This is a genomic window from Microcoleus sp. AT9b-C3 (assembly GCF_036705485.1).
In the GTDB taxonomy this organism is placed as follows: Bacteria; Cyanobacteriota; Cyanobacteriia; order Cyanobacteriales; family Microcoleaceae; genus Microcoleus.
Map to the genome: position 1 here is coordinate 240,841 of NZ_JAUBUR010000005.1, position 22,602 is coordinate 263,442.

Genomic DNA, 22,602 nt, shown 5'->3' on the forward strand with positions numbered 1-22,602 from the left:
TGCCAACTGACTACTGATCGAGCTTGCGCTGAATTTGCCTCAGAGACTGGTACATTTCGGGCAAGCGGTTGTACACGGCTGCGGCTTTGAGAAATAGTTTGTGGGGAATTGCTGGAACGCCCGTCACGATCGCGCCTGCGGGCACGTCGCTGTGAATTCCGGCTTTAGCAGTGGCGATCGCCCCATCTCCGATTTTGGCTTGATTAGCAATTCCCACTTGACCAGCCAAAATTACATTGTTGCCAATTTTTACCCCGCCGGCCATGCCAACGTGAGCAGCAAAAGCGCAATTTTTTCCTACTTGACAGCCATGACCTACCTGTACTAAATTGTCGATTTTTGTATTCTGGCCGATGCGGGTTTCTCCGACAGCGGGCCTGTCGATCGTGCTGTTGCACCCAACCTCAACGCCCTCTTCTAATACCGTGCAGCCAGACTGCTCCATTTTCACCCATCCTGTAGCTGTCGGCACGAACCCAAAACCTTCGGAACCGATCGCCGCACCGCTGTGAATCACGCAATTTGCCCCGATGCGAGTACGTTCGTGAATGACACAATTAGCGTGTAAAACTGTGCCGGGGCCTATTTCCGCATCTGGGTAAATTACGACATTTGGATGAATGCAAACGTTGCTGCCAATTTTGACTTTTGCTTGAATAACGACGTTGGGGCCGATATAGACATTTTCACCAATTTCTGCTGAGGGGTGAACGACGGCTGAGGGATGAATTTCGGATGCTGGGCGAAACGGTTGATAGAAAATGGTGATCGTTTCAGCAAACAGCAATCGCGGATCTGCTGCGGCAATCCAAGCAATGTTGCGATCGTCACATTGAGCTTGGAGGCTTTCATCTAAGGGTAAAATTAAAGCCGAAGCATTTGTAGTGGCTGTATGAGCGGCAAATTTAGCACCTTCTATGTAACTGATTGTGCCCGATGCAGCTTCATCAACAGGGGCCGCGCCTGTAATTTCTGGATCGGTAGCAACCGACGCTGTGAGGGTGCGACTGGTAGCTAAGTTAAGTTTTTGTACTATTTCGCTAAACTTCATCTATAAAAAAATTTGTTGTTAACACAGATTGACCATAGTTAAAATTACCAGCTTTGGAGCACGATCTGAGCAGTTGGCATTTAAAAAACAAAAACCCCGATTTCTTGAAGAAGTCGGGGTTGTAGCGCTCGATTATTTTTGGCAATTATTTTACAGAAACTGCATCTACGTCAACGGTGCTGCCTTGGGCTTCAGAATAATGGGCACCGGTGGCTTCGGATGCTGAGGCTGTCTCTGTTTGGCGGGATTTAAAGTAGTCGATCGCCATTTGGGAAACTTCGGAAATCAGCAAGACTGCGATCGCCACATCGTCAATTTGTCCGATGACGGGGAGAAAGTCTGGGGCAATGTCGATCGGGCTTACCAGATATGCCAGGGTTCCCAGAATAATCCACCAGCGGTATTTGGGGTTGCGGAGGGTGTCGCGGTACCAGTTGTAAACAGATTGTATAGAAAAGTTCATGGGGTTGTCCTCTACTTATATTTTCAATCTTGACAAATTGTCGCTCGAAATGCTTGTGGAGATATCCCCCCTAGGGTTGGCAAGAGACTTCTACCTGGGAGTATAGGGAATTGGGGAGGGAGAAGTTGTCAATCGATTGCGCGATTTTCGATTTTCGATTTTAGAGGCGAGCCCACGGATAAATGCTCTTTCTTGAGGATTTTCGATTTTCGATTTTGGATTAATTCCACGGATAAATCACGTGGCGGGTACCACCTTTGAAATTCGTGGTCAAGCTGTGTTGAAAGGGCGGGGACTCTTGGCAACGCCCCTACGGAAACCTGACAGATGAAAGCCGATAGAATTAATCTGTGTTTATCTGTGTTTATCTGCGGTTTAAAAAAACATTCATATTGTTAACGGTAGATTCGGAATCTATTACTTGTATATCGTGATTAAAGCAAGTTACTTAGATGGGGATTTTTCAACCGCAGATGTCAGCAGATAAACACAGATGAACGCCGATGGGATTTATCTGTGTTTATCTGCTGTTTAAACAAATCTTCATCTCTCTCTCTCACGAATTTTGAAATATCCATTTTTGGTCGCCGATCGCAATTTCGCAGCCATTTGGTAGCCAAAAAGGCTCGTTAGCAGCCAGCCTCTGCCCACCCACAAAAGTGCCGTTGGAACTCCCGCTATCGACAAGCTGATACCGCTGTTTGCCAAGTTCGTCAGTGGCGCGGCGGATTTGAGCGTGGTAGCGCGAACTTTGCGGATCTTGTAATACTAAAGTGTTGGTTGGTTCGCGTCCAATTGTAAAAGGATTGGCTGTTAGGGCGATCGCTTCTCCAGAAAGTTTGTAAATTAAATATCCGGTTGTTTGGCGATCGCTGCTTGCGAGTACCGTGGGTGCAAGTTGGGGAGGATTTCTCCCCAGTGGGAGGCTGTTTTGAGCAAGTTGTTCTGTTAGTTGTTGTAAATCTCGATCGAACGCTGCTGCTGTGTCTGAAGCTGGAAGACTCGCAGGAGAATTACCTGAAATTAAGTTTAACTGCTGTACGGGAGATTGAGGAACAATCGGACGGCCTGCTTCGGCAATTCTCATTTGCAGGGCGGCGGCATTTTCTGCTTCCTGTCGGGCACTCATTCCTTCAACTTGGCGAATAACTCCGTTGGTTTCGGGAAAGCTGACATCGCCAATTCGCACGTCTTCTAAGTTAAAACCTAGGGTATAAAAATCTTGGACGCGATCGAGCAAATTTTGGCGCAGCAACAGCCGTCCTTGACTGATAAGCTGTTGTAGGGGTATTTGCCCGATCGCTAATCCCATACAATCCTTAACTGCACTTGCTAAAACAGCTAGAGGATCGGACAATTCCAAAGCTACCCGTTTCGGATCTATAACTTGATAAATAACAGTCAGAGTGGCATCAATTAAAAACCGATCCTTAGACAAAAAATCTCCGTGCGACTGTACCTCCAAATTGCGGAGTTTGGTGTCTACGATGACAATTTGACACTGTTCCAGCAGGGGAAGGGCGAAGCTGAAATGCCGCCCGGATTTCAGGGTACGTACAGCGCGGCCGTTTTTGACCAACAAACCCGTGTAACCCGCCCCTATAAAGTCCATGCTAAAGCCGGCCCAGCGTTCGGGTGTGACGGTTTGAATCAGGGGAGAAGCGTTGTTCATGGGAAGGAGTTGAGAGAGCGAAGATTCTATTTTTAGGGTAACAAATTGCTGGGGACGAGCGATCGGGCGGTGTGCCGGTTCCGCAACCTCTATTCTATACTTCTGGACTCCCCCCGATTCAGGCCGGACTGGAGCGAGTTTGCACCCCAGCAATCCACCTTCTGTTTCTACTGCATTCCCACTTTTGCCATCACCCGCCGCCCAGCAATATTTTTACTCACAGAAAGTTCAATATTGCGATTCAGTTTGAGAGATCAAATGTATATAGGAATCCTAAATCCTAATCAAGATTAGGATACAATTATATGCAATATTTGATTTGGAAAAAAAATTAATAACTTACAACTGCCACAAAAAGACATGGAAAAAGAAATACCCCAATTAGAATCTTTCATTAAAAGCAATATCGATGCAAGAGAACTAAAACGAGCAAGAGCTGTCAAAATGGCGCTTGAAGGTAACTGTATCATGAAATTAGCAAAATGTTAGGTGTAAGTTAATTCTTTGTTGGTTATTGGAAAAAAGAATTAAAACCCAAGGAGTCCAAGGAATAAAACTAGGATATAAAGGCTCGCAAGGGTATTTGACCGGGCGACAAACGGATGTAGTAGTCGAGCAGTTAAAGAATAAAGAATATTGCAAGTTAGAGGAGTTAGTGACTTATGTAGAACAAGAGTTTGGTGTGAGCTATTCCAAACAGAGCCCTGCATGAACTTTTCGCTGCTGCCAATATTAGTTGGAAAAAAACTCAAAAAATCCATCCTAAATCCGATGACTAACTGGTAAAAAAAAAGCGGGAATAAATTAACGATATTTTATCGAAAAACACGGCAGCCATAGAATATGGGGAAAGAATAGTATTGTTTTTAGATGAATGTCATCTACTTCATGGCGATCTGACAGGCTACGTTTGGGGTCGATCAGATAGGAGAATTGAAATTCCAATTACTCATGAAAGAGAGTGACAAACTTATTTTGGTGATCTCAATTATCAAAGCCAACAATTTCACATTCTTTCGTCATCCATCGGGATCTGGAAAATCAACGGTCAAATTTATTAAATTTTTACCAGATAAATATAAAGCTCGGAGAATTATCTTAATTTGGGATGGAGCTAGTTATGATAAATATGGAGAGTTTAGAGATTTCTTATCAACAGTAAATAGTGACAAGGAACCTGATAATTTGTCAATTACTTGTATTTTATTTGCTCCCAATGCTCCCCAACAGAATCCAGTTGAAGATATTTGGTTACAAGCTAAAAAAATTTTAAGAAAGTATTGGTATTTATGTAGGTCTTTTAAGACGATCAAATTTTTGTTTGAGTTCTTCACTAAGGCACATAAATTTGATTTTCCCAAAATTAATCAATATTGTACCTAGAAAATTATTTGGAATCGCTATATGCGTGCTTCTTGACTAAACCGATCGAACTTTTCAAAAGTTCGATCGCCAATTTCCTACTCAACAAACAGCAGCTACACCCAACTCTGTAATCGCCGCCTCCGGGCCCACCAAAGAAATATACGGTTCTACAAAATATTTCTTAGCAGCATCCCGCGCTTGTGAAGCTGTCACCTGTGCAATTTCTTCTTGAAACTGCTGGTCAAATTTAATTCCCAATCCCAAAATTTCGTACCAGCCTAAAACTTGGGCAATTTGCGAATTAGTTTGTTTTCCTAAAGCATATTGACCGAGCATTTTATTCTTGCAAGCTTGCAATTCTTCCTCGCTTAGTTCGGTGTTGGCGAGTCTATCGACTTCTGCGCGCAATCCTTCAAAAGCAGTCGCCGTATTTTCCGGCGCCGTACCCATGTACACGACAAACTGAGCCGTGTCCAAGCGCGTCGCGTAGACCGCAGAAACATCGTAAGCCAAGCCCCGCTTTTCCCGCAATTCCACAAACAATCGGCTCGACAAACCGTTACCCAAATAAGTATTCAGCAACTTAATGGCTGCGTAGTCGGGATTTTTAACAGAGGGTGCGAGGTAGCCCAGCATAATCACTGATTGCTGCGTATCTTGCGCCGTAACGACCGATTGAGGGGAGGGGTACAGGGGGGGGACGTTTAAAGTTGGTAAGGGTGTTAAAGGCGCTTTCCAGGAGCCAAAAGTTCGATCGATCAGGGCGATCGCATCTTCGGTCGATATTCGGCCGGCTACAGAAATAACTACATTATCGGGACGGAAATAGGTTTTGTGGAACTGTTCGAGCTCGTTTCTGGTGAGCTTTGACATAGTAGCTTCCGTGCCCAAGGGAGAGAAAGCATAGGGATGTTCCTGGTACATCGAGTGTCGCAATTGCTCGAAGGCGATCGCAAATGGCTGTTCTTGTTGCGATCGAATTGCCGATATGGCAATGCGGCGTTCGAGTTCGACTTCAGCTTCCGGGAAATTGGGCGATATCGTCAATTGCGCCGCCAACTCCAAAATCTCCTCAAAATCTGCAGAAACCGTCTTCAAACTCACTAAAAAATAGTCTGTAGTAGAGTCGGCACTCAACCTCGCTCCCACCGATTCTACACGCTCGGCAATTTCCAGCGAAGACAGCCGATCGGTTCCCTTAGTCATTACCGCCGACAGCAAGTGACACAATCCTGCTTGTTCCGGCTGCACGTAGCGACTGCCGGCCCGCAGGAATATCCTAGCTGCAATAATATCTGCTGCTGGATTTTCTGCTGCTAAGACAACAATACCGTTGTCTAAAACCGTGCGCTGGATTTCATTTTTCATTGAATTCTTTGTTAACTGTTGACTGTTGGCTGTTGACTGTTGGCTGTTGACTGTTGGCTGTTGACTGTTGGCTGTTAGTCATGATTATTCGTAGGATTGGTAGAGCGTGAGCGTTACCGATCATCCGATTGGAGATTGGCGATTTGAGATTGTAGATTGAGGGACAAATCTCAAATTTCCAATTAATAGACTTGGGTTTCATGTCTCAACCCAACCTAGTTGCTGTTAACAGTAAACAGTCAACAGTCAACAGTCAACAGTGAACTATTATTAGATTGGTTTGAGTACCACGGCTGTATAGCGGCGGGGAGAGAGATATTGTTGAGCTAGGCGCTGGAGGTCTAAGGGCCCAAATGCTTTAATCCTGGTGGGATAGCTGAGCGCTAATTCGGCAGTGGCGATCGTATTGTAATATCCGTAAAGACCGGCTAGCTGTCCCGGCGTTTCGAGCGAGAAAGCAAAATCGTTGCACAGCAAACGCTTGCAGCGGAGCAATTCTACCTCGGAAACTGGCTCAGACTGCAATTGCCAAAGTCGATCGCAAATCCGAGATTCCACCTCTTCGACATCCTTCGCCTCCAAGACTGCACTGATAGTAAATAAACTCGATTCCCGTTGCAGCGAGAAAGTGCTGTCGATCGCCTCTACCAATTGTAATTCTTCCCGCAGTTCCCTGACTAAACGCGAAGTCCGCCCGTGTGCGAGCAACACCGACAGCAAATCCAAGCCGCAAGCACTTTGCAAGTGTTCAACTCCCGGGCCAGTCCAGGCCATCATCAGCCGCGCTTGTTCCAATCGGGGGAGACAGAGTTCCTGACGGCGAATTTCTATCAGTGGCGGTTCGGCCTCTGCGGTTAATTTGGGACAATCCCACCGATCGGAAAACTGCTCGAAAGCTTTCTCCGTAATATCTCTAGCCTGTTGTTCCTCAATTCCCCCGACTACCACCACAGTCATATTTTCCGGCTGATAGTGCGATCGGTGGAAACAGCGCATTTCGTAGGGAGTTCGGGACATCAGCAGTTCTTCCGTTCCCAATACCGATCGCCTGTAGGGATGCCGCTGGTAAACTGTTTCCATCATGGCTTGGAAACCCAGCCAATCGGGATTGTCTTGAGCTTGACGGATTTCTTCGAGCACCACATCTCGCTCGCGATCGAATTCCAGATCCGGAATCGAAGCCCGCAGCAGCAATTCTGCCAGTGGCTGGGCTGTTTCTGCTAAATAATCGGCCGCAGCGTTGACGAAAAAATGCGCGTAGTCGTGACTTGTAGCTGCGTTGGCGACACCGCCGCGATTTTCGATTACCTGGTCAAATTCTCCAGGGGCGATCGAATCCGTCCCTTTAAATATCATGTGTTCTAGAAAATGAGCCATTCCCGACCAAGAATCCGGCTCCAGCGTAGCGCCAGCCCTCACCCACACGTCTAGCGCGACCACCGGTGTGGCCGAAATCCGCTGGTGAATGACCGTTAACCCATTATTCAGCTTCCAGACATTGGCTGGGAACTCTAAAGCAGTGAGCAGTTGAGACAAGCTAGTTATTCTTAAACTTTAGTTAACTTCGGCTGCAACTATGGTAGCGCCTTCGAGCTATGCGATCGGGATTAATTGATACAGAAATCATCACTCAGTCGATTTTAGATTTTAGATTTTAGATTTTAGATTTACTGCACAGATGAATCTGGGGGCTTGAACAAGAGTCTAAAATTTTGAGCCGATCGCGACAGGAGTACGTGGCACGGTATCCGTTTTTGGGCGGAGTCTTCTGCCATTAATCCTTACTCATCAGTTGTTTTTTGCTTTTTGCTTTTTTTCAAGCAGTCTCAAATACTTACCCTTTTTTGGCTCAAAAGTCAATAGGTTGCGCGGGATATTAATGAATCAGTCGCGAGAAAGAGGATGTTATCAGAATATATCAATAAATTAAGAGATGTAAGAACACTAAAGACATTGAGAGGAGAAACGACAGATGGTAGCTACCCTAGAAGATACCAAGCGCCAAGCGATCGCAACTAAATTAGCAGACATGAAAGCGCTGCAAAACTTGTTGATCGCCAACGAGCAATTGTTCATCAATTCCTGCAACGACTCCGAACTAGCCCAGCGCTTCCGGGATATGCTCGAAGACGATCGCAAAAACTTGGGCGTATTAGAAACTACGATCGTGCAATACGGCATTCAAGCCGAACCCAAAGAAACCAGCACAAAAATGATTGAAGAAGTTCAGAAACTCATGCAAGGTTCTGAACTGACCATGTTTGAAAAAGTCGCTCAGCACGAACTGCTCAAACACAAACAAACAATGGCTGGCTTATTAATTCATAAAGCCGCCCAAGTAGTTGGGGCCGACATCGAAGCTGCCATTACCCCGCTCAATACAGTTAACTTTGAAAACCGCGCTCACCAAGAACAACTCAAAGGAGTTCTGGAAATTTTAGGCGTGCGCGAACTGACCGGCAAAGACCCCGACCAAGGCGTTTGGGCTCGCGTACAAGATGCAATGGCAGCAATGACCGGCATCATCGGCGGTGCTGTTACCCGCAGCAAAGATGAGATGAACATCACCGAAATCATCTCAATGGATCACCGCAAAACCGATACCCTCTTTATGGAAATCGCAAGCACCGACGATCCTCAAAAACTACAAGAATTCTTCGGTCAACTTTACAAAGACCTCAGCGTTCACGCCGAAGCCGAAGAACAAGTTGTTTACCCAGCAATTCGCAGCTACTACAGCAACACTCAAGAACTGTACGACGAGCAAGCAGAAATGAAGCAAATGCTCGCCAAGATTAAGTCAATGAGCCCCAGTTCTCCTGAGTTCAAAGCCCAAATCAAACAGCTCCAAACAGCGGTTAAGGATCACGTAAAAGAAGAAGAAAACGATATGTTCCCTCAAATTCGCCGCAACTTGAGCGAAGCACAAATGGAACAAATGGCTACTCAATTCAAAGCAGCCAAAAGCACCATCCAGCAAGAAATGGCTAACCTGAGCTAATTCAGCAGCGAGCTAATTGTAGCTCTAGCTGAGCTAAAAACTAGCTAAACTGCAACCTATCAATCCCGCTACGTGGGTAGCGGGATTACTGTTTTTTTGAAAGACAATTTTAAAAAATAAATATATTATTTGTAGGGGCGGGTTTCACGAAAGATATTTCGGGTAATTCATAATATAAATAAACCCGCCCCCCGAGTTGTGGAGGGCGGGTTTATTTATATTATGAATTTCATCAAAGATTTTCGGTAAAACCCGCCCCTACGAGCATGGGGAGCAAGAAGATTTTAGCCATTAATCACAGATCCTCCGTTGGGATGCAAAATTTGACCCGTCATGTAAGACGAATCTTTTGAAGCTAAAAACACGAAACTGGGGGCAACTTCATCGGGTTGACCTGCGCGTCCCAAGGCCGTGTCTGCACCAAATTTCTCCACTTTTTCTTCAGGGAAAGTTGCAGGAATTAGAGGCGTCCAAATCGGACCGGGGGCGACTCCGTTAACGCGAATTCCTTTCTCAGCTAAACTTTGAGACAAAGAGCGGGTAAAGGCAACAATTGCTCCTTTTGTGGACGAGTAATCTAGTAATTGTTGATTGCCTTTGTAGGCGGTGACAGAGGTAGTGTTGATAATTGCACTTCCTTCTTTGAGGTGTTTGAGAGCGGCTTTTGTGAGGTAAAACATGGAGAAAATGTTGGTGCGGAATGTGCGCTCTAATTGTTCGGCGGTGATGTTTTCAATGCTTTCTTGGGGATGCTGTTCGGCGGCGTTGTTGACGAGGATGTCGAGGCGGCCGAATTCTTTAACTGTTTGTTCTACAAGGTTTTGACAGACGGTTTCATCGCCGATGTCGCCGGCGATCGCAATACAGCGCCGGCCTTGTTGTTCGATCGCCTCTTTGGTTTTTTTGGCATCATCATCTTCGTTAAGATAGCTGATGACTACGTTAGCGCCTTCCTTGGCAAAGGCGATCGCCACCGCACGCCCGATACCGCTGTCCCCGCCGGTAATTAAGGCTACTTTGTCCCGCAATTTGTCGCTACCGCGATATCCCTCCGCGAAGGACTGAGGTTGCGGAGTCATTTGGGATTCAATACCGGGTTGCTGGTCTTGATGTTGAGCCGGATTGGTTTGTTGTTGAGTTGGCATAACATATTCCTCTAAGTTCTACCTCTATAAATAAAGGTTTTCTTGAGGCGGGGAATCGCTCTTTTTGCCGATCGTGCACTACTACTAAAGACAGTTTGGGCGATCGAAACCCCTTGTTATTATTGTTACAACAGCAAAAAGCACGCCAAAACATCATTTGACGTGCCGTTTAAACAAGCTAGTTGCTAATTGCTGAGTCTCAAACTAGAGACTCAACTTAAGATTACAACAACCCAGTAGTCTGAGGAGGAGCGCCCAACATTAATTGAGAGTCCTTGTCCTGGAGACCGTTCTTTGCTAAAAAGTCTTGAACCAGCGAATTCGCCTGGCGTTTCAAATCGTCCACGTTAATAAAGTTGCTAACACGTTCAGTCTCATTTGCGAGCAAGGTATCGGCGCTACTGGCCTGTACCAGAGCCGCCGCTGAACGCTCGGGGTTAATCAGAGGATCGGGGATGGTAGAAGCACTTACCGTATCGCCAGTCAGCAGATCGATGCTACCACCCGTTAGCTCTGGTTCCGTCGGTACTGGCGCCGGCACGATCGGCGTTACAAAAGTATTTGGCCCTGGCACCGAGAAAGTAACAGGGTTAGGCCCTGTGGGAATGGGGAACGGGTTGGGAACGCCCGGAGCGTTGAAAACTTCCAATACCGAGTAGTTGCCCGGAGCTAAATTGGTGAACAGGGCAATACCATTCGCATCACTTCTCACCAGAGGCTCGGTAGCAGCATCGTAGACGCCGTTCCGGTTCACATCCAAGGTGAACGGGATGCCCTCCAAAGGAAGCTCGCCCGGATCTTGAACGCCGTTGCGGTTGTCGTCCCGGAATTTAGGAACTTGCAAGTTAAAGAACTGGCCGTTGCCCACCAAAGCACAAGTAAACGTTTGGTTGGCGCCCAAAACGATGTCCAGTGGTTGAGTAGTTTGGAAAGAATTGGAAGGCACCACTTCCCGGACTCGGTAAATACCGGGGGTCAAATTGCCAAACTCCCAGCGGCCGAACTCATCGCTGACGGTACTTGCTTCTCCGGGATCAAGGGCGTCGTTACCGTTGCTGTCGAGGTAGATTGCGACCCCTGAGATCGGCGTTTCAAAGCCATCTCGGTAGCCGTTGCCGTTCAAGTCTTGGAATTTGCACCCAGTGATGCGGCTGTTGGGGGTGTTGCCAAAGACAACGTTGGCATCTTGAGTGCTGAGGTTGAACTGCACCCGATCCGGAGTCGTAGGACTAAAACCAGCTTGTGGCACTTCCCGAACCACATAATTTCCCGGTTCCAAGTTGGTGAAAGCACCGCGCCCGTTGGCATCAGTGACTAGCGACTGTTCCCCTGTGTCGAGGGCGCCGTTGTCGTTGGCATCAAGGTAAACCGTGATGCCGGGAATGCCCACTTCCTGTAGAGTGTTGGCCGGTTCGTAACGACCATTAGCGTTCTGATCGTTGTATTTGAAGACCGTGATGTTGGGGCGCGTATTCCCGACAGCACCGCTACCTGGATTTACCAAAATCGGGGTGAAGAAGACTGCGGGTTCCGGGTTGACCGGCGGGAAGGGGGGCGGAAAGTTCGCCGCAACGACCCGCTGGCCACCGGGAACTGTGGGATCTGCCACTATGAAAGGCAGCGTTCCCTGCTGTCGCGATAGCTCCCCAGGGGCTGTGACTTCTACCGGGTTCTCGGTAGTGTTAATTGGCGGCTGGTTGGGTATGAATGTTTCAAAGGTTTCCAATACTGAGTAGCTGCCAGCCTTCAAATCCCTGAAGGTAGCCCTACCATCAGGACCAGTTAACTGTCGCGGTTCGCCCACGTCTGTCCTGCCGTTCCGGTTCAAATCGAGGATGAACGGAATGCCCTCGAGGGCAACTTCGCCGGAGTCTTGTATGCCGTTGGCGTTGTTGTCCCGGAATTTGAAGATCGGGATTTCGTACAAAGGAGTGTTGCCCACTTGAGCACAGGCCCAGATTTCGTTGAAGCCGAGGTTAATGTCAAGCAGGGGGGTGCTGCCGGGGGGGGTGCTTTGGGGAAAATCTCTTTCTAACGGTTCAGTGCCCGGCCCGTTGGCTCGCTCTTCCCGAATGCGGTATAGGCCTGGCTGCAAATTGGTGAATCGGTACTCGCCGTTTCTATCAGTTAAGGTACTGGTGTCCCCTTCATCTAGCCGACCGTTGTTGTTGGCATCGATATAGATTCTGACGTTTTCCATCGGGGGTTCACTCCCGTCTCGAAAGCCGTCATTATCTACGTCGAGGTATTTGCAGCCAATAATTTGACCGCCACCTGTAGCATTACCGAACAACACTGTGGCATTAATGCCGGCGAGGGTAACGACGACTGGGTTGGGAGTTGTCGGGCTGAAATTGGGTGGCGAGATTTCCCTGACTGTATAGGTGCCTGGAAGCAAGCCTGGAAACACAAAGTTTCCGCCGGCGTTTGTCAATGTCGAGGGTTCACCTGCATCGGCAGTGCCGTTGTTATTGGTGTCAATAAAGATTTGGACGTTGGGGAGTCCCGGTTCGCCTGCATCTCGAATGCCGTTGCGGTTGATGTCGTTGAACTTGGTACCCTGGATACCCGCAGGAGCGTTGCCAAAATTGATGGTTGGCGGTAGCACGACTGGGGGTAATACAGGAGTTACCTGACTAGCATTTCTTTGTGCCATGATTTTCTGTTCCTTCACACCTAAATCTACGTAAGCTACAGGCTACTGTATCACTTTGTCAATCAGCAGTTAGCTGCTGCTAGCGACTGACGATCGCTACTCAATCATACATACGTCTACGTTGCTCGAAGGTTCCTCATCTAACATCAGGCTTACTCCAGCTTTGTCGCACGAGATTATATCAGGTTTTGAATAGCTGTGGCAATTTGAGCGCAATATCTTCAAGATTTGCGCGCTGAGTTCTTCTGCCCGCGGACACTTGCTGTTTTGAGCTCGAACAACGTTAAAACTCACTGCACCTCGGTGACTTGAGCGACCATGCCACGATGGCGATCGCACTTGGGGAATTGTCTGATAATTCCTAAAAACAGGTATGATACTGCCTCTGAATCTTGCTCCTCATATACAAGCCAGGTTTGGGCTTCCCGGAACTCTGGCTATGCGTTGGAGGTTGCCAACAATAGGGTATCACGCGATCGCCCTTTAACCTCTTGCTAATTTTTATCTGCGGTTTGGGATTCCGGGCGATCGAGCTTTGTGTCACCCTAAATTACCGGGAAATCTCTTACACCCATTGGCACACACGAGTCAGCGAGCGCCCCCTTAATTAATTCACTGGCATTGACAAAATTACCAATTTGTGCATTAGGCTCCAGACCGACATTCTGTTGCCCACAGTTAGGAATATTGCCTAAATTCGCAAAAAATCCATCGCTCAAAAATTTACTAATTTGATCCCTATCACGACCCTGGCTCAAAAGCAAGCGATCGGCCCCCATATTGCCCCCAGGTTCGCCCGCATAGCTGCTGCGATCCGTCAGCGGGTCGCCCTTCCAGGATTTAGCCAACCTACCCTCAGCCTCTCCCGTCACCAAATCGATATCGATGCTGCTAGCCCCAATCTCTGCCGAGACAACAACCACCGCAGGCGGGGTCGTTTGAATGAAACCGGGCGGCTGGACTTCCCTGACAACATAACTACCTACCGGAACGTTGCGGAAGCTGTAATTGCCCTGAAGGTCGCTTAATGTACTCGCTTCGCCCGGATCTAAACTGCTGTTGTTGTTAAGGTCGATGTAAATTTGAGTGTTGGCGATCGGCGGTTCCCCGGGATCTAGGCGACCGTTGGCGTTAAAATCGTTGAATTTCACACCGCTGATCGTACCCGTCACCAACACGTTACCAAAGCTGAGATTAGTGGCATTCGTGCCGTTGCCCACGGTAAGCGGAGTCGGATTCGGCGTGGTTTGTCGAAAACCGGGCTGCGGGACTTCCCTCACCACATAGGTCCCTTGAGGCAAATTGATAAAAGAGAAATTACCTTCGGGGTTTGTTAAAGTCGCAGGTTCGCCCGGATCTAAACTGCCGTTGTTGTTGACATCAAGGTAAATCGGCCAGTTGGCAACTCTCGGTTCCGTCGGTTCGTTGATACCGTTAGCGTTGAGGTCGTTGAACTTGAAACCGCTGATGCTGCCGGTGGGAAAATTGTTGCCGAAATTGACGCCGACAGCGTTGGTATTGCCGGTTATGTCGATCGGGCCTGGATTTGGCGTAGTCTGTACCCATCCAGGTTGCTGGACTTCCCTCACCAAATACCGGCCGGGAGAAACATTGGCAAAAGTGTAGTTGCCTTGCGGGTTGGTGATGGTATTGGGTTCGCCCGGATCAAAGCTGTTGTTGCCGTTGAGGTCGAGGTAAATGGGCCAATTTTCCAGAGCCGGATCTGTCGCATCTCGGACACTGTTGGCATTGAGGTCGTTGAACTTGATACCGCTGATGCTGCCAACAAAAAAGACATTCCCAAAATTGATGTTGTTGACAGTGGCGTTGGAAGTAACGTTAATCGGCCCAGGGTCAGGCGTGGTTTGGAGAAAACCTGGTTGCTGGACTTCTCTCACCAAATATGTATCTGCAGGAATATTGACAAAAGCGTAATTGCCTTCAACATTTGTAAAAGTAAAAGGTTCGTCGCCGTCGAGCCTGTTGTTGCGGTTGAGGTCGAGGTAAATTTGCCAGTTAGCTAGCCCTTGTTCCCCTGGATCTCGGCTGCTGTTGTTGTTGATGTCGTTGAATTTTGTGCCTGCGATCGTCCCTGCGTTAAAGTTGTTGCCAAAATTGATATTGCCAGCATTTGTGCCGCTGGTAATTGTGATGGGTGCGGGATTTGGGGTAGTTTGGCGAAAGTTCGGCTGCTGGACTTCCCTAACTTGGTAAGTTCCCGGCGGCAGGTTGGCGAAGATGTAGTTGCCTTGCGGGTTTGTAAGCGTGGAAGGTTCGTTAAATTCTGGCTGGCCGTTGTTGTTGAGGTCGAGGTAGATTTGCCAGTTGGGAATGGGGACTTCTCCGGGATCTGGGCGGCCGTTGGCGTTGAAGTCGTTGTATTTGGTGCCGCTGATGCTGCCGACTTGGAAGTTCCCGATGTTGACGTTGCCGATGTCTATTTGGCTGGCGGTTCTGGATTCGGACATGGTGTTGCTGGGGCCCAATGAACGCGGTTCAATGTTTTCTGTAGGGCAATCTAGCAGTTTTTTTGCCAATTGCAGCTATTTCAGGGGATAAATTATTTTTAGGAAAGCGAAGGGGAGAAAAGTTGTGAGTTTTGAGTTAACTGGTTCGCAGGCATAGCCAGGGAATCAGTTAATGCCTTATGCCCAATTTTCTATGCCGAAATTCCCAATTTTTTCCAGATTTGATGTACGATCGCTACCAGTTTTGCAGAGGTCGAATTCCCAATGTCCCAAAACTTGACAGCAAGCTGGAATGAAGCCCGCGAGGTTCCGAGTTTGCTCTTCGGCTGGAGTTTGTGCGGTTTATTGGTAATGGGATCGATCGCCCCTACTCGTGCTGTCGCACAGCTACCTACCTCCGAACAGAGTAACAGCAATAGCCCGATCGCTCAAACAGGTGCGATCGTCCGCCCCACGCTCAAATTGGGCAGCCGCGGCTCGGAAGTGAGCGAACTCCAAGCTGCGCTTAAATTATTGGGCTTTTACGCTGACACTGTAGACGGGATTTTCTCACAAAGCACCGCTAGAGCTGTGTCTCAGTTCCAGGAAGCAGCAGGTCTGCCTCCCGACGCCATAGTCGGTCAAGATACTTGGAACCGGCTGTTTCCTGCAGCTAGCGCGATCGAAAACCCCATAGCCAACGCTCCTGTAACTGCCGATAACTCAGAGATTAACCCCCAAGCGCAGCCAACTAATTTTCCGGTTTTGAGAAGACGAATGCGGGGGGCGGCAGTCAGAGTTTTGCAAGAACGGCTGCGGGCCAAGGGATTTTTGCGAATGAGTGCTGACGGCGTGTTCGGCCCGGAAACTCAAGCTGCTGTCAAGGCTGCTCAGCGACAGTATCAACTACCAGCAGACGGCATTGTTGGTCGCGCAACTTGGGAAGCTCTGCTGCGTTGACAGCAAGCGAAAAGTGCCGGGTGTACACGTTGCGGTATCGGGCGATCGTACAAATTGTTAATAATCGCTTTTGGAAGTATTTCATCACATCAAAAAGTGTCAAGTTTGGTAAACAAAGTGTTTTTATGCGCGCAGTTGGTGTTAACTTAAAAACATGAGGGGCAAAACCAAGAAGCACAAAAAACTTGGATAAAAAACTTGGAATTAGAGTATTTGTCCCGCTCGGCTCTAGTCCGCAGGCAACGCCTGAACCGTGTAGCTTATTAGCAAAGAAAGGTTGATATTGCGATTCGTATTGGTTAGATAGCTTGAGGCTATTGGATTAATCAAAAGTTGCGATCGCACAACAGTCAAACACAGAAGTCTGAATAGACTCCGCTGATAGCTAGCTCGTCCGCAGAGTAGTTGCAAAAAAGTCCACCTTAGTTGTAGTTTGCTGAAACTCAGCAGAGCTAAAAACCCACTTGAATCAACTTAATTTACAAACTTTTTAGGGTCTGGCATCCGATATGCTAGGCCCTAAAATTTTGTTGTTGGTTATTGGTTATTGGTTAAGCTCCTTTAAATGCCGAACAGCTTAGCGGGAAAGGATATTCCCAATGCCCAATGCCCAATGCCCAATGCCCAATTTCCAATAACTATTTAATCTCCTCAATTCGAGCATTCAAACCGTTAGCGCTGAGCATTTGTAGCAATTCCTCAGCTTTTTCGCGTTCCCGAAAAGCACCGGCTTGCATCACCGGTCGCCCGCTGGAAAAAGAGCGAAAAGCACCGGGAACGAGGGATTGCATTTTTTGTCGATCGCGCCAACTGTCGGTATCCACTACAACTCGATACCGGAAACCCAAAGCTCTGGCTCGATCGAATGACGGCGAATTATCCTCGGCATCGGGCAAAGAATTCCCCCCTAGAAGTGCAGGTACATAGCCACCCCTTCCTATCGGAATGTTGCGACCCGGAACCGGCAATCTACCCTCGGAAGAAACCGAACTCGAACTATCAAAATTGGGAGGAATCATTGGTTGCTGTACCGAACTTTCCGAAATTGATCGATAATTCGGATCGGGCACGGGAATTGCGATCGCCCCTTGGACTACCGATGAAGCAGCGGCATTTCTCGGAGAAAGTTCTTGCTGCAACTCAGCGCTTCGCGGTGCGGGTCGATTTTGCACCGGTCGCCTGGAAATTGGCGCAGGCGGGGGAACTGGCGATATTTCAACTCTGGGACTTAGCCGGCCGGGAGTGTAAGCCGGGAGAGAAGTGTCTGGGCCACCGATGCTGGGAGGTCGATCGGCCGTTAGCTGCAAAGCACTTCCCCCCATTGGCCCAGGGGTAAAAGTTCCCGCCACATCAACCGAACCCGTCGTCCGGCTGCTCGACAATTGATTGCCGTAAGCGGGGATTACTTGACCTTTTGCCGCATTGTTGACATCGTACTGACCGTTGTTGCGAATGACATTGCCGCCCGGTTCGGCGGCAGTTCCCAAATCCGGCAGAGAACTCGCGATCGCCACAATTCCGTCCCGGCGATTACTCTCGATATAATTGTTACGCAGCACAGGTCTAGCATTAGCTTGCACCACCACGCCATCTTTATTGCGAGTAATTTTGTTACCGATTAGCAGAGGCGAAGCGTTCTGCGCTACATTCACCCCAAATCCCGTGTTTTCAAACACATTATCTCGAACTTCCGGCTGGGAACTGCCAAAAATCGTAATGCCGTTAGCTCCATTTTTCGAGAAAACATTCCCGCCAATCGTCGGCCTGGAAGTTCCCACTACCGAAATGCCGTCGTGAGTGCTCCCAGAAAAAGTATTGTTAACAACCGTCGGAGAACTCGATTCGATCCACAAAGCGTAACCGCGATAGTTGGTATTCGTCACCGTCACCCCGCTGAGTCCCGCCCCGTCTGCGCCTAAAATCGCAATATTTTGACCCGCCGAAGTCGGACTGATAAAGTATCCTCCGCCTTTGATGACAATATTCTGACCGCGAGTGTTGGGATTTCCCTGAACTGTCACGCTGGGCCTGAGCATTAATGGAAATTTTTCGCCAGTTTGCTCGCTGTAAGTACCCGGTGCTAGTAAAATCGCTGTTTTGGGCGGGGCCACGCTTAAGGCGTAGGTAAGGGTTTTAAAGGGAGCTCGATCGCTGCCGTTGCCTGCTGTGTCGCTGCCGCCGGTCGAGCTGACGTACAGTATGTTAATCTCGCTCTGCAGGGTCTGAGAAAGTAGCTGCACTCCCGGTATCCCGGCAGCGATAACTGACGGTTGATGGTTGCAAAGGGCGGTCATCGCAAAAACGAGCAGAAGGCAAGAACTCAGACAAGATTTTTGCGATCGATTTTCTTTGCACTCGCTATATTGAGAATTTAGGAGCATAAATAAACCCCACTGATTTGCGATCCGAGTTCCGCTTCCCGAGTTTGGTGTCGGGTTTTCGCGATCGCACTTTGATTTCACCCGCCTGCTGGGGTTTTCTTCTGTTAATCTTTTGTGTTGTTCTGCTAACCTCACGGCTCTCCTCCCAAGTGTGGTATGCAGCTTAACGATTCCACTCTCATCAAGTTTGATCTATTATGCTTTGTTTTCATCAGATTCAATAAAACTTAAAAAATTATTGTCGAATTTACATTGGTTTATGCCAAAATTAAGCCGCCTGCTTTGCCACAATCTTGACGGCGTGGGAGAATATAGCGGGTTGATTGGTAAGATTAATTATAATTAGGGTGGTTCTGAATGACCGACAAAAAAAACAGAACTTTACCGGCACAGCCAGCCCTCTGCCGGATTTTAGATGCAAATTTAGATCGATCGCGCGAAGGGTTGAGAATTATTGAAGAATGGTGCAGGTTTGGTCTCAACAACGCCGATTTAGCTGGCGAGTGCAAGCAACTGCGTCAAGAATTGGCTGCTTGGCACGTCGCAGAACTTCGCAGCGCTAGGGATACGCCGGCCGATCCGGGTACGGAGTTGACTCACCCGCAGGAAGAGCAGCGTTCGAGCATTCAGCAGCTACTGGAGGCGAATTTCTGTCGGGTGGAAGAAGCTCTGCGGGTACTCGAAGAGTATGGCAAAATTTACGATCAAAATATGGGTGCGGCTTTTAAGCAGATGCGCTATCGGGTTTATACTCTCGAAAGCAATTTGCTGGCTTACCGACGCTACCAGCAGTTACTTCGATCGCAGTTATACCTTGTAACTTCGCCGAGAGACAACTTGATGGGAGTCGTGGAAGCTGCTTTGCAAGGGGGACTGACTTTGGTGCAGTACCGCGACAAAAACTCAGACGACGGCGCAAAGCTGGCTAACGCGCGCCAGTTGTGCGAACTTTGTCACCGCTACGATGCTTTGCTGATTGTGAACGATCGCGTGGATTTTGCGATCGCAGCAGATGCCGACGGCGTACACTTAGGACAGGGAGATTTGCCTGTGGCGGAAGCGCGCAAGTTGCTCGGCCCGGGACGGATCATCGGTCGTTCTACTACGAATGGCGAGGAAATGCAGCGAGCTATTGAAGAGGGAGCCGACTACATTGGAGTTGGGCCGGTTTACCACACTCCTACTAAACCTGATAAACAGGCGGCAGGTTTGGACTATGTGCGGTATGCTGCTGATAAGTCGCCGATTCCGTGGTTTGCGATCGGCGGAATTGATATCAACAACCTCGATGAAGTATTGAATGCCGGAGCTCAAAGGGTTGCCGTAGTACGCGCGATTATGGAAGCAGAACAGCCTACTTTAGTCACGCAGTTTTTCATCTCGCAGTTGATTCGGATGCAGAATCTGAAAGCTCAGAAAGCTTTGCACGGAAAAAGCTAGGTTGATTGGGGATTTGTAGGGCGGGTTTAGCACAGTAAATCTGTGCATAAAATATAATTTTGTTACCAAACCCGCCCTGAAAACTGATATTTTACTTATGATAAATCAAATTTCACTGCAAGTTAACGGAGAAACTCGCAATTGTGCGATCGACACACCGTTACCAGAATTACTAAAACAATTGGGATTAAATCCGCGCTTGGTGGCTGTCGAGTACAACGGGGAAATTCTGCACAAACAATTTTGGGAAACTACACAAATGCAAGAAGGCGACATCTTAGAAGTTGTCACAATTGTCGGAGGAGGCTAGACAATTTTTAGGAGTAAAAACGAGAGTTTTTCCTGCTTCTCTGGTTCTTGGTAAGCACCGACAGTCCTTTCTCCGGCGAAACAAATTGCAAAAAGCTCTGCCTCCTGTAACTTTCTAATAACATAGAAAATCAGGAGGCAGAGCCTTGCTTATATGCGTTCCCAGGCATCGCCTAGGAACGAGGAATTAATATCGCAATTAAACTGCCACAGCTTCAGCCACGGGCTCAGCCGCAGGTGCTGCTACAACAGGATAAATGCTGACTTTCTTGCGAGTTTTGCCTTTTCTTTCAAAAGTCACCACACCGTCAATCATGGCAAACAGAGTATCATCTCTGCCGATACCAACATTATTACCGGGGTGAACTTTAGTGCCGCGTTGACGGATCAAAATGTTGCCAGCTTTGACAACTTGACCGCCGTACTTTTTGACACCCAGACGCTGAGAATTAGAGTCGCGTCCGTTACGTGTACTGCCTGTACCTTTCTTGTGGGCCATAATATCCTCAACTGTATTTACTATGTTTTATTCTGAATCAGTTTCGGCGGTTTGGGGAGTTTCCACAACTGCTTGAGTTAAGTCTCTGGCGGCCAAGACTGTACCGTTGACGCTAATGGAGTCAATCATAAAGCGAGTTGTTTCTTGACGGTGCCCTTTTTTCTTCCGAGTTTTCTTTTTCGGCTTCATCTTGTAGACGAGGACTTTGCGGCCCCGGAAATGCCGTAGAACCGTTCCTTCTACAGTGGCATTTTCTAGTAGAGGCTGACCGATATGAACCTCGCCTTCGTGCTGGATCAGAAATACTTTGTCTATGGTGACTTTGGATTCAGCTTCAACGTGAAGCAGTTCGATGTCGTAGAAGCGGCCTGGTTCTACCCGAAATTGTTTGCCGCCGGTTTCAATGATTGCGTAAGTCATGGGATGGTGGTTGAAATTGCCGTACAGGTAGCTGATGAGTCATTGGTCATTGGTCGTTGTGGACTTTTGACTGCTGACTGCTCTCCAGCTTTTGGAATGTCTTAACCTGATCCGAGCCGGATTTAGACAGACAATCTACTATTATTGCCGACTGTTGGATTTTTGTCAAGTTTTATGGCGACGGAAATTTCTAATTAGGGATAAAAATAGAAGATGCTGTCACCTTTTTATCCCCTTTCTCCAAAAGGTCGTTAGCGAAGCCCTCGCAGAGGATCGAACTCGATTCAAGCAGTGGCAGAACATTTGCGCGATCGTAACAATTCCAAAGCTTGCTGTTTCACCCTACCTTCCATCACCTCTTTTTGCAAAGTAATAAAAGCCTCAAAATCTTCTAAACCGTACTTAGTCATCTGCAACTGCTGTCGCAACTGTTCTTCTGCCTCAACCGTTAAGTAACCTGTTGCCAAAGCTTTTCGGACAATTTTACTGATTAAAGTCATACTAGATTCACCCTGAAGACGCGCACGTTAAAACACTGGAGTTTTGTCAACCGACTAACTCAGGTTTTAGTTTGTTTCATAATTACACTTCAAATAGGTTAAATCTACCTTAAGGTCTATGTAAATAAAGTTGTTTTTGATACATCCCTGAAATTCTAGCGATTTTAAATGTACAGTGCGATTAAATTAATATATTTAGTTTTTGCCAGACTGTATTATTTTTTAGCTACTTTAAATCTACCTTAAGGCATAATTTAAACATAGTGATTTGTGACATGGGAAATTGTATGGATTTTAAATGTAGAGTGGGCTTAAATTGGTATATTTAGTTTCTGTCTAACAACAGCCGCCATTCTCTGACAGCAAAAGGAGGAACCAGCAATTCTGTTTCTTTTTGATTTTTCACGGGCAAATTCAACCGCAAAGGTCTATTACTTTCCAATTGTGTAATTATTGATTTGAAATCGTATTCTCCGACATTAATTGGCAAACCCGACTCGTTCCAAATATCATTAGCATTGCCAATTTCGCGCTTGCCCGCAGCAACTTTCAGCGGAACCGGGTGCTGCAATTCTGTTCCTGGAAATCCCACTAATCTCAGATTTAAAGACTTTACTACTCCCGATTTGACTCGCTTGTACAAAACAACTTGCCATGCTTTGTCATCTGTATCGCGCAGGCTTTGTACGGAGCGGAACATTACTGTCTCGGCAGTTTCTGGATATTTGTGAATCGAGGCGAAAGCGGGCGGGCTAACCGCTAAGATTAGATACAAGCACAAGCTAATTACAGTTAAAGCCTTGAAGAGGGAAGGTTTTGTAGTGAGATTGTTCATAGGATGACCAAAATATCGCTTCTTACCCAAAAGTTTAATAGATAAAAAAGTAGGGTACGTCGCACGCACCCTACTACTCATTTTAAACCT

Annotated in this window: 18 protein-coding genes; 5 read left to right on the forward strand and 13 right to left on the reverse strand. The window is 47.6% G+C overall.

Annotated elements, in window-relative coordinates; translation table 11 throughout:
* Positions 1 to 10 precede the first annotated feature (10 nt).
* The 3 genes from lpxD to QUB77_RS07355 all read right to left on the reverse strand — a co-directional run bounded on the left by lpxD (position 11) and on the right by QUB77_RS07355 (position 3,339).
* Positions 11 to 1,051 carry a UDP-3-O-(3-hydroxymyristoyl)glucosamine N-acyltransferase gene (gene lpxD, locus QUB77_RS07345; RefSeq protein WP_333172291.1) on the reverse strand — a complete coding sequence of 347 codons (1,041 nt, stop codon included), beginning with the start codon at positions 1,049 to 1,051 and terminating at the stop codon, positions 11 to 13.
* Between the two features lie 145 nt (positions 1,052 to 1,196).
* Positions 1,197 to 1,514, reverse strand: coding sequence for a YkvA family protein (locus QUB77_RS07350; RefSeq protein WP_333063952.1), 318 nt, complete (start codon positions 1,512 to 1,514; stop codon positions 1,197 to 1,199).
* A 556-nt stretch (positions 1,515 to 2,070) separates the two neighbouring features.
* Positions 2,071 to 3,339 (reverse strand): SPFH domain-containing protein, encoded by a 1,269-nt coding sequence (locus QUB77_RS07355; protein WP_333172289.1) that lies wholly within the window; start codon positions 3,337 to 3,339, stop codon positions 2,071 to 2,073.
* A gap of 798 nt (positions 3,340 to 4,137) precedes the next feature.
* Here QUB77_RS07355 and QUB77_RS07360 point away from each other — a divergent pair.
* Positions 4,138 to 4,569 (forward strand): transposase, encoded by a 432-nt coding sequence (locus tag QUB77_RS07360; protein ID WP_333172287.1) that lies wholly within the window; start codon positions 4,138 to 4,140, stop codon positions 4,567 to 4,569.
* 81 nt (positions 4,570 to 4,650) lie between these two features.
* Here QUB77_RS07360 and QUB77_RS07365 read toward each other — a convergent pair whose 3' ends face one another.
* Both QUB77_RS07365 and QUB77_RS07370 read right to left on the reverse strand, forming a co-directional pair.
* Complete coding sequence (locus QUB77_RS07365) at positions 4,651 to 5,919, reverse strand: pitrilysin family protein (RefSeq protein WP_333172285.1); 1,269 nt, start codon at positions 5,917 to 5,919, stop codon at positions 4,651 to 4,653.
* A 270-nt stretch (positions 5,920 to 6,189) separates the two neighbouring features.
* Positions 6,190 to 7,455, reverse strand: a complete 1,266-nt coding sequence (locus tag QUB77_RS07370) for a pitrilysin family protein (RefSeq protein ID WP_333172283.1) — start codon at positions 7,453 to 7,455, stop codon at positions 6,190 to 6,192.
* Positions 7,456 to 7,891: 436 nt separating this feature from the next.
* Between QUB77_RS07370 and QUB77_RS07375 the strand changes: the two genes are divergently transcribed.
* Complete coding sequence (locus QUB77_RS07375; RefSeq protein ID WP_333172281.1) at positions 7,892 to 8,920, forward strand: hemerythrin domain-containing protein; 1,029 nt, start codon at positions 7,892 to 7,894, stop codon at positions 8,918 to 8,920.
* Positions 8,921 to 9,204: 284 nt separating this feature from the next.
* Here the strand turns inward: QUB77_RS07375 and QUB77_RS07380 are convergent, their stop codons facing one another.
* From QUB77_RS07380 to QUB77_RS07390, 3 genes are all read right to left on the reverse strand, one after another.
* Positions 9,205 to 10,065 carry an SDR family oxidoreductase gene (locus tag QUB77_RS07380; RefSeq protein WP_333172279.1) on the reverse strand — a complete coding sequence of 287 codons (861 nt, stop codon included), beginning with the start codon at positions 10,063 to 10,065 and terminating at the stop codon, positions 9,205 to 9,207.
* A gap of 223 nt (positions 10,066 to 10,288) precedes the next feature.
* Entirely contained in the window at positions 10,289 to 12,721 is a 2,433-nt protein-coding gene (locus QUB77_RS07385; RefSeq protein ID WP_333172277.1) for an SdrD B-like domain-containing protein, read from the reverse strand.
* 545 nt (positions 12,722 to 13,266) lie between these two features.
* Complete coding sequence (locus tag QUB77_RS07390) at positions 13,267 to 15,258, reverse strand: SdrD B-like domain-containing protein (protein ID WP_333322890.1); 1,992 nt, start codon at positions 15,256 to 15,258, stop codon at positions 13,267 to 13,269.
* Positions 15,259 to 15,453: 195 nt separating this feature from the next.
* Between QUB77_RS07390 and QUB77_RS07395 the strand changes: the two genes are divergently transcribed.
* The gene (locus QUB77_RS07395; protein ID WP_333172273.1) at positions 15,454 to 16,128 is read left to right on the forward strand and encodes a peptidoglycan-binding protein; all 675 of its coding nucleotides are present in this window, start codon (positions 15,454 to 15,456) and stop codon (positions 16,126 to 16,128) included.
* Between the two features lie 638 nt (positions 16,129 to 16,766).
* On the opposite strand, the gene QUB77_RS07400 is transcribed toward QUB77_RS07395, so the two are convergent.
* Positions 16,767 to 18,644: a DUF1565 domain-containing protein gene (locus tag QUB77_RS07400; protein WP_333172271.1), complete on the reverse strand. Its 1,878-nt coding sequence runs from the start codon at positions 18,642 to 18,644 to the stop codon at positions 16,767 to 16,769.
* A gap of 222 nt (positions 18,645 to 18,866) precedes the next feature.
* On the opposite strand from QUB77_RS07400, the gene QUB77_RS07405 reads away from it, so the two are divergent.
* Positions 18,867 to 19,949, forward strand: coding sequence for a thiamine phosphate synthase (locus tag QUB77_RS07405; protein ID WP_333172269.1), 1,083 nt, complete (start codon positions 18,867 to 18,869; stop codon positions 19,947 to 19,949).
* A 97-nt stretch (positions 19,950 to 20,046) separates the two neighbouring features.
* Positions 20,047 to 20,259 (forward strand): sulfur carrier protein ThiS, encoded by a 213-nt coding sequence (gene thiS, locus QUB77_RS07410; RefSeq protein ID WP_333172267.1) that lies wholly within the window; start codon positions 20,047 to 20,049, stop codon positions 20,257 to 20,259.
* Between the two features lie 198 nt (positions 20,260 to 20,457).
* Here the strand turns inward: thiS and rpmA are convergent, their stop codons facing one another.
* From rpmA to QUB77_RS07430, 4 genes are all read right to left on the reverse strand, one after another.
* Positions 20,458 to 20,757, reverse strand: a complete 300-nt coding sequence (rpmA, locus tag QUB77_RS07415) for a 50S ribosomal protein L27 (RefSeq protein ID WP_333136676.1) — start codon at positions 20,755 to 20,757, stop codon at positions 20,458 to 20,460.
* Between the two features lie 27 nt (positions 20,758 to 20,784).
* Entirely contained in the window at positions 20,785 to 21,177 is a 393-nt protein-coding gene (rplU, locus tag QUB77_RS07420; protein ID WP_333036112.1) for a 50S ribosomal protein L21, read from the reverse strand.
* A gap of 284 nt (positions 21,178 to 21,461) precedes the next feature.
* Entirely contained in the window at positions 21,462 to 21,677 is a 216-nt protein-coding gene (locus QUB77_RS07425; protein WP_333172265.1) for a hypothetical protein, read from the reverse strand.
* Between the two features lie 325 nt (positions 21,678 to 22,002).
* A complete protein-coding gene (locus QUB77_RS07430; RefSeq protein ID WP_333172263.1) occupies positions 22,003 to 22,512 on the reverse strand; it encodes a DUF3122 domain-containing protein in 510 nt (169 codons plus the stop codon).
* Positions 22,513 to 22,602: the final 90 nt, after the last annotated feature.

Coding starts and splice junctions, on each gene's coding strand:
- rpmA (WP_333136676.1), bottom strand. CDS start 20,757: ATGGCCCACAAGAAAGGTACAGGCAGTACACGTAACGGACGCGACTCT.
- QUB77_RS07395 (WP_333172273.1), top strand. CDS start 15,454: ATGTCCCAAAACTTGACAGCAAGCTGGAATGAAGCCCGCGAGGTTCCG.
- QUB77_RS07380 (WP_333172279.1), bottom strand. CDS start 10,065: ATGCCAACTCAACAACAAACCAATCCGGCTCAACATCAAGACCAGCAA.
- QUB77_RS07385 (WP_333172277.1), bottom strand. CDS start 12,721: ATGGCACAAAGAAATGCTAGTCAGGTAACTCCTGTATTACCCCCAGTC.
- QUB77_RS07405 (WP_333172269.1), top strand. CDS start 18,867: ATGACCGACAAAAAAAACAGAACTTTACCGGCACAGCCAGCCCTCTGC.
- QUB77_RS07425 (WP_333172265.1), bottom strand. CDS start 21,677: ATGACTTTAATCAGTAAAATTGTCCGAAAAGCTTTGGCAACAGGTTAC.
- thiS (WP_333172267.1), top strand. CDS start 20,047: ATGATAAATCAAATTTCACTGCAAGTTAACGGAGAAACTCGCAATTGT.
- QUB77_RS07360 (WP_333172287.1), top strand. CDS start 4,138: ATGAAAGAGAGTGACAAACTTATTTTGGTGATCTCAATTATCAAAGCC.
- rplU (WP_333036112.1), bottom strand. CDS start 21,177: ATGACTTACGCAATCATTGAAACCGGCGGCAAACAATTTCGGGTAGAA.
- lpxD (WP_333172291.1), bottom strand. CDS start 1,051: ATGAAGTTTAGCGAAATAGTACAAAAACTTAACTTAGCTACCAGTCGC.
- QUB77_RS07350 (WP_333063952.1), bottom strand. CDS start 1,514: ATGAACTTTTCTATACAATCTGTTTACAACTGGTACCGCGACACCCTC.
- QUB77_RS07365 (WP_333172285.1), bottom strand. CDS start 5,919: ATGAAAAATGAAATCCAGCGCACGGTTTTAGACAACGGTATTGTTGTC.
- QUB77_RS07375 (WP_333172281.1), top strand. CDS start 7,892: ATGGTAGCTACCCTAGAAGATACCAAGCGCCAAGCGATCGCAACTAAA.
- QUB77_RS07430 (WP_333172263.1), bottom strand. CDS start 22,512: ATGAACAATCTCACTACAAAACCTTCCCTCTTCAAGGCTTTAACTGTA.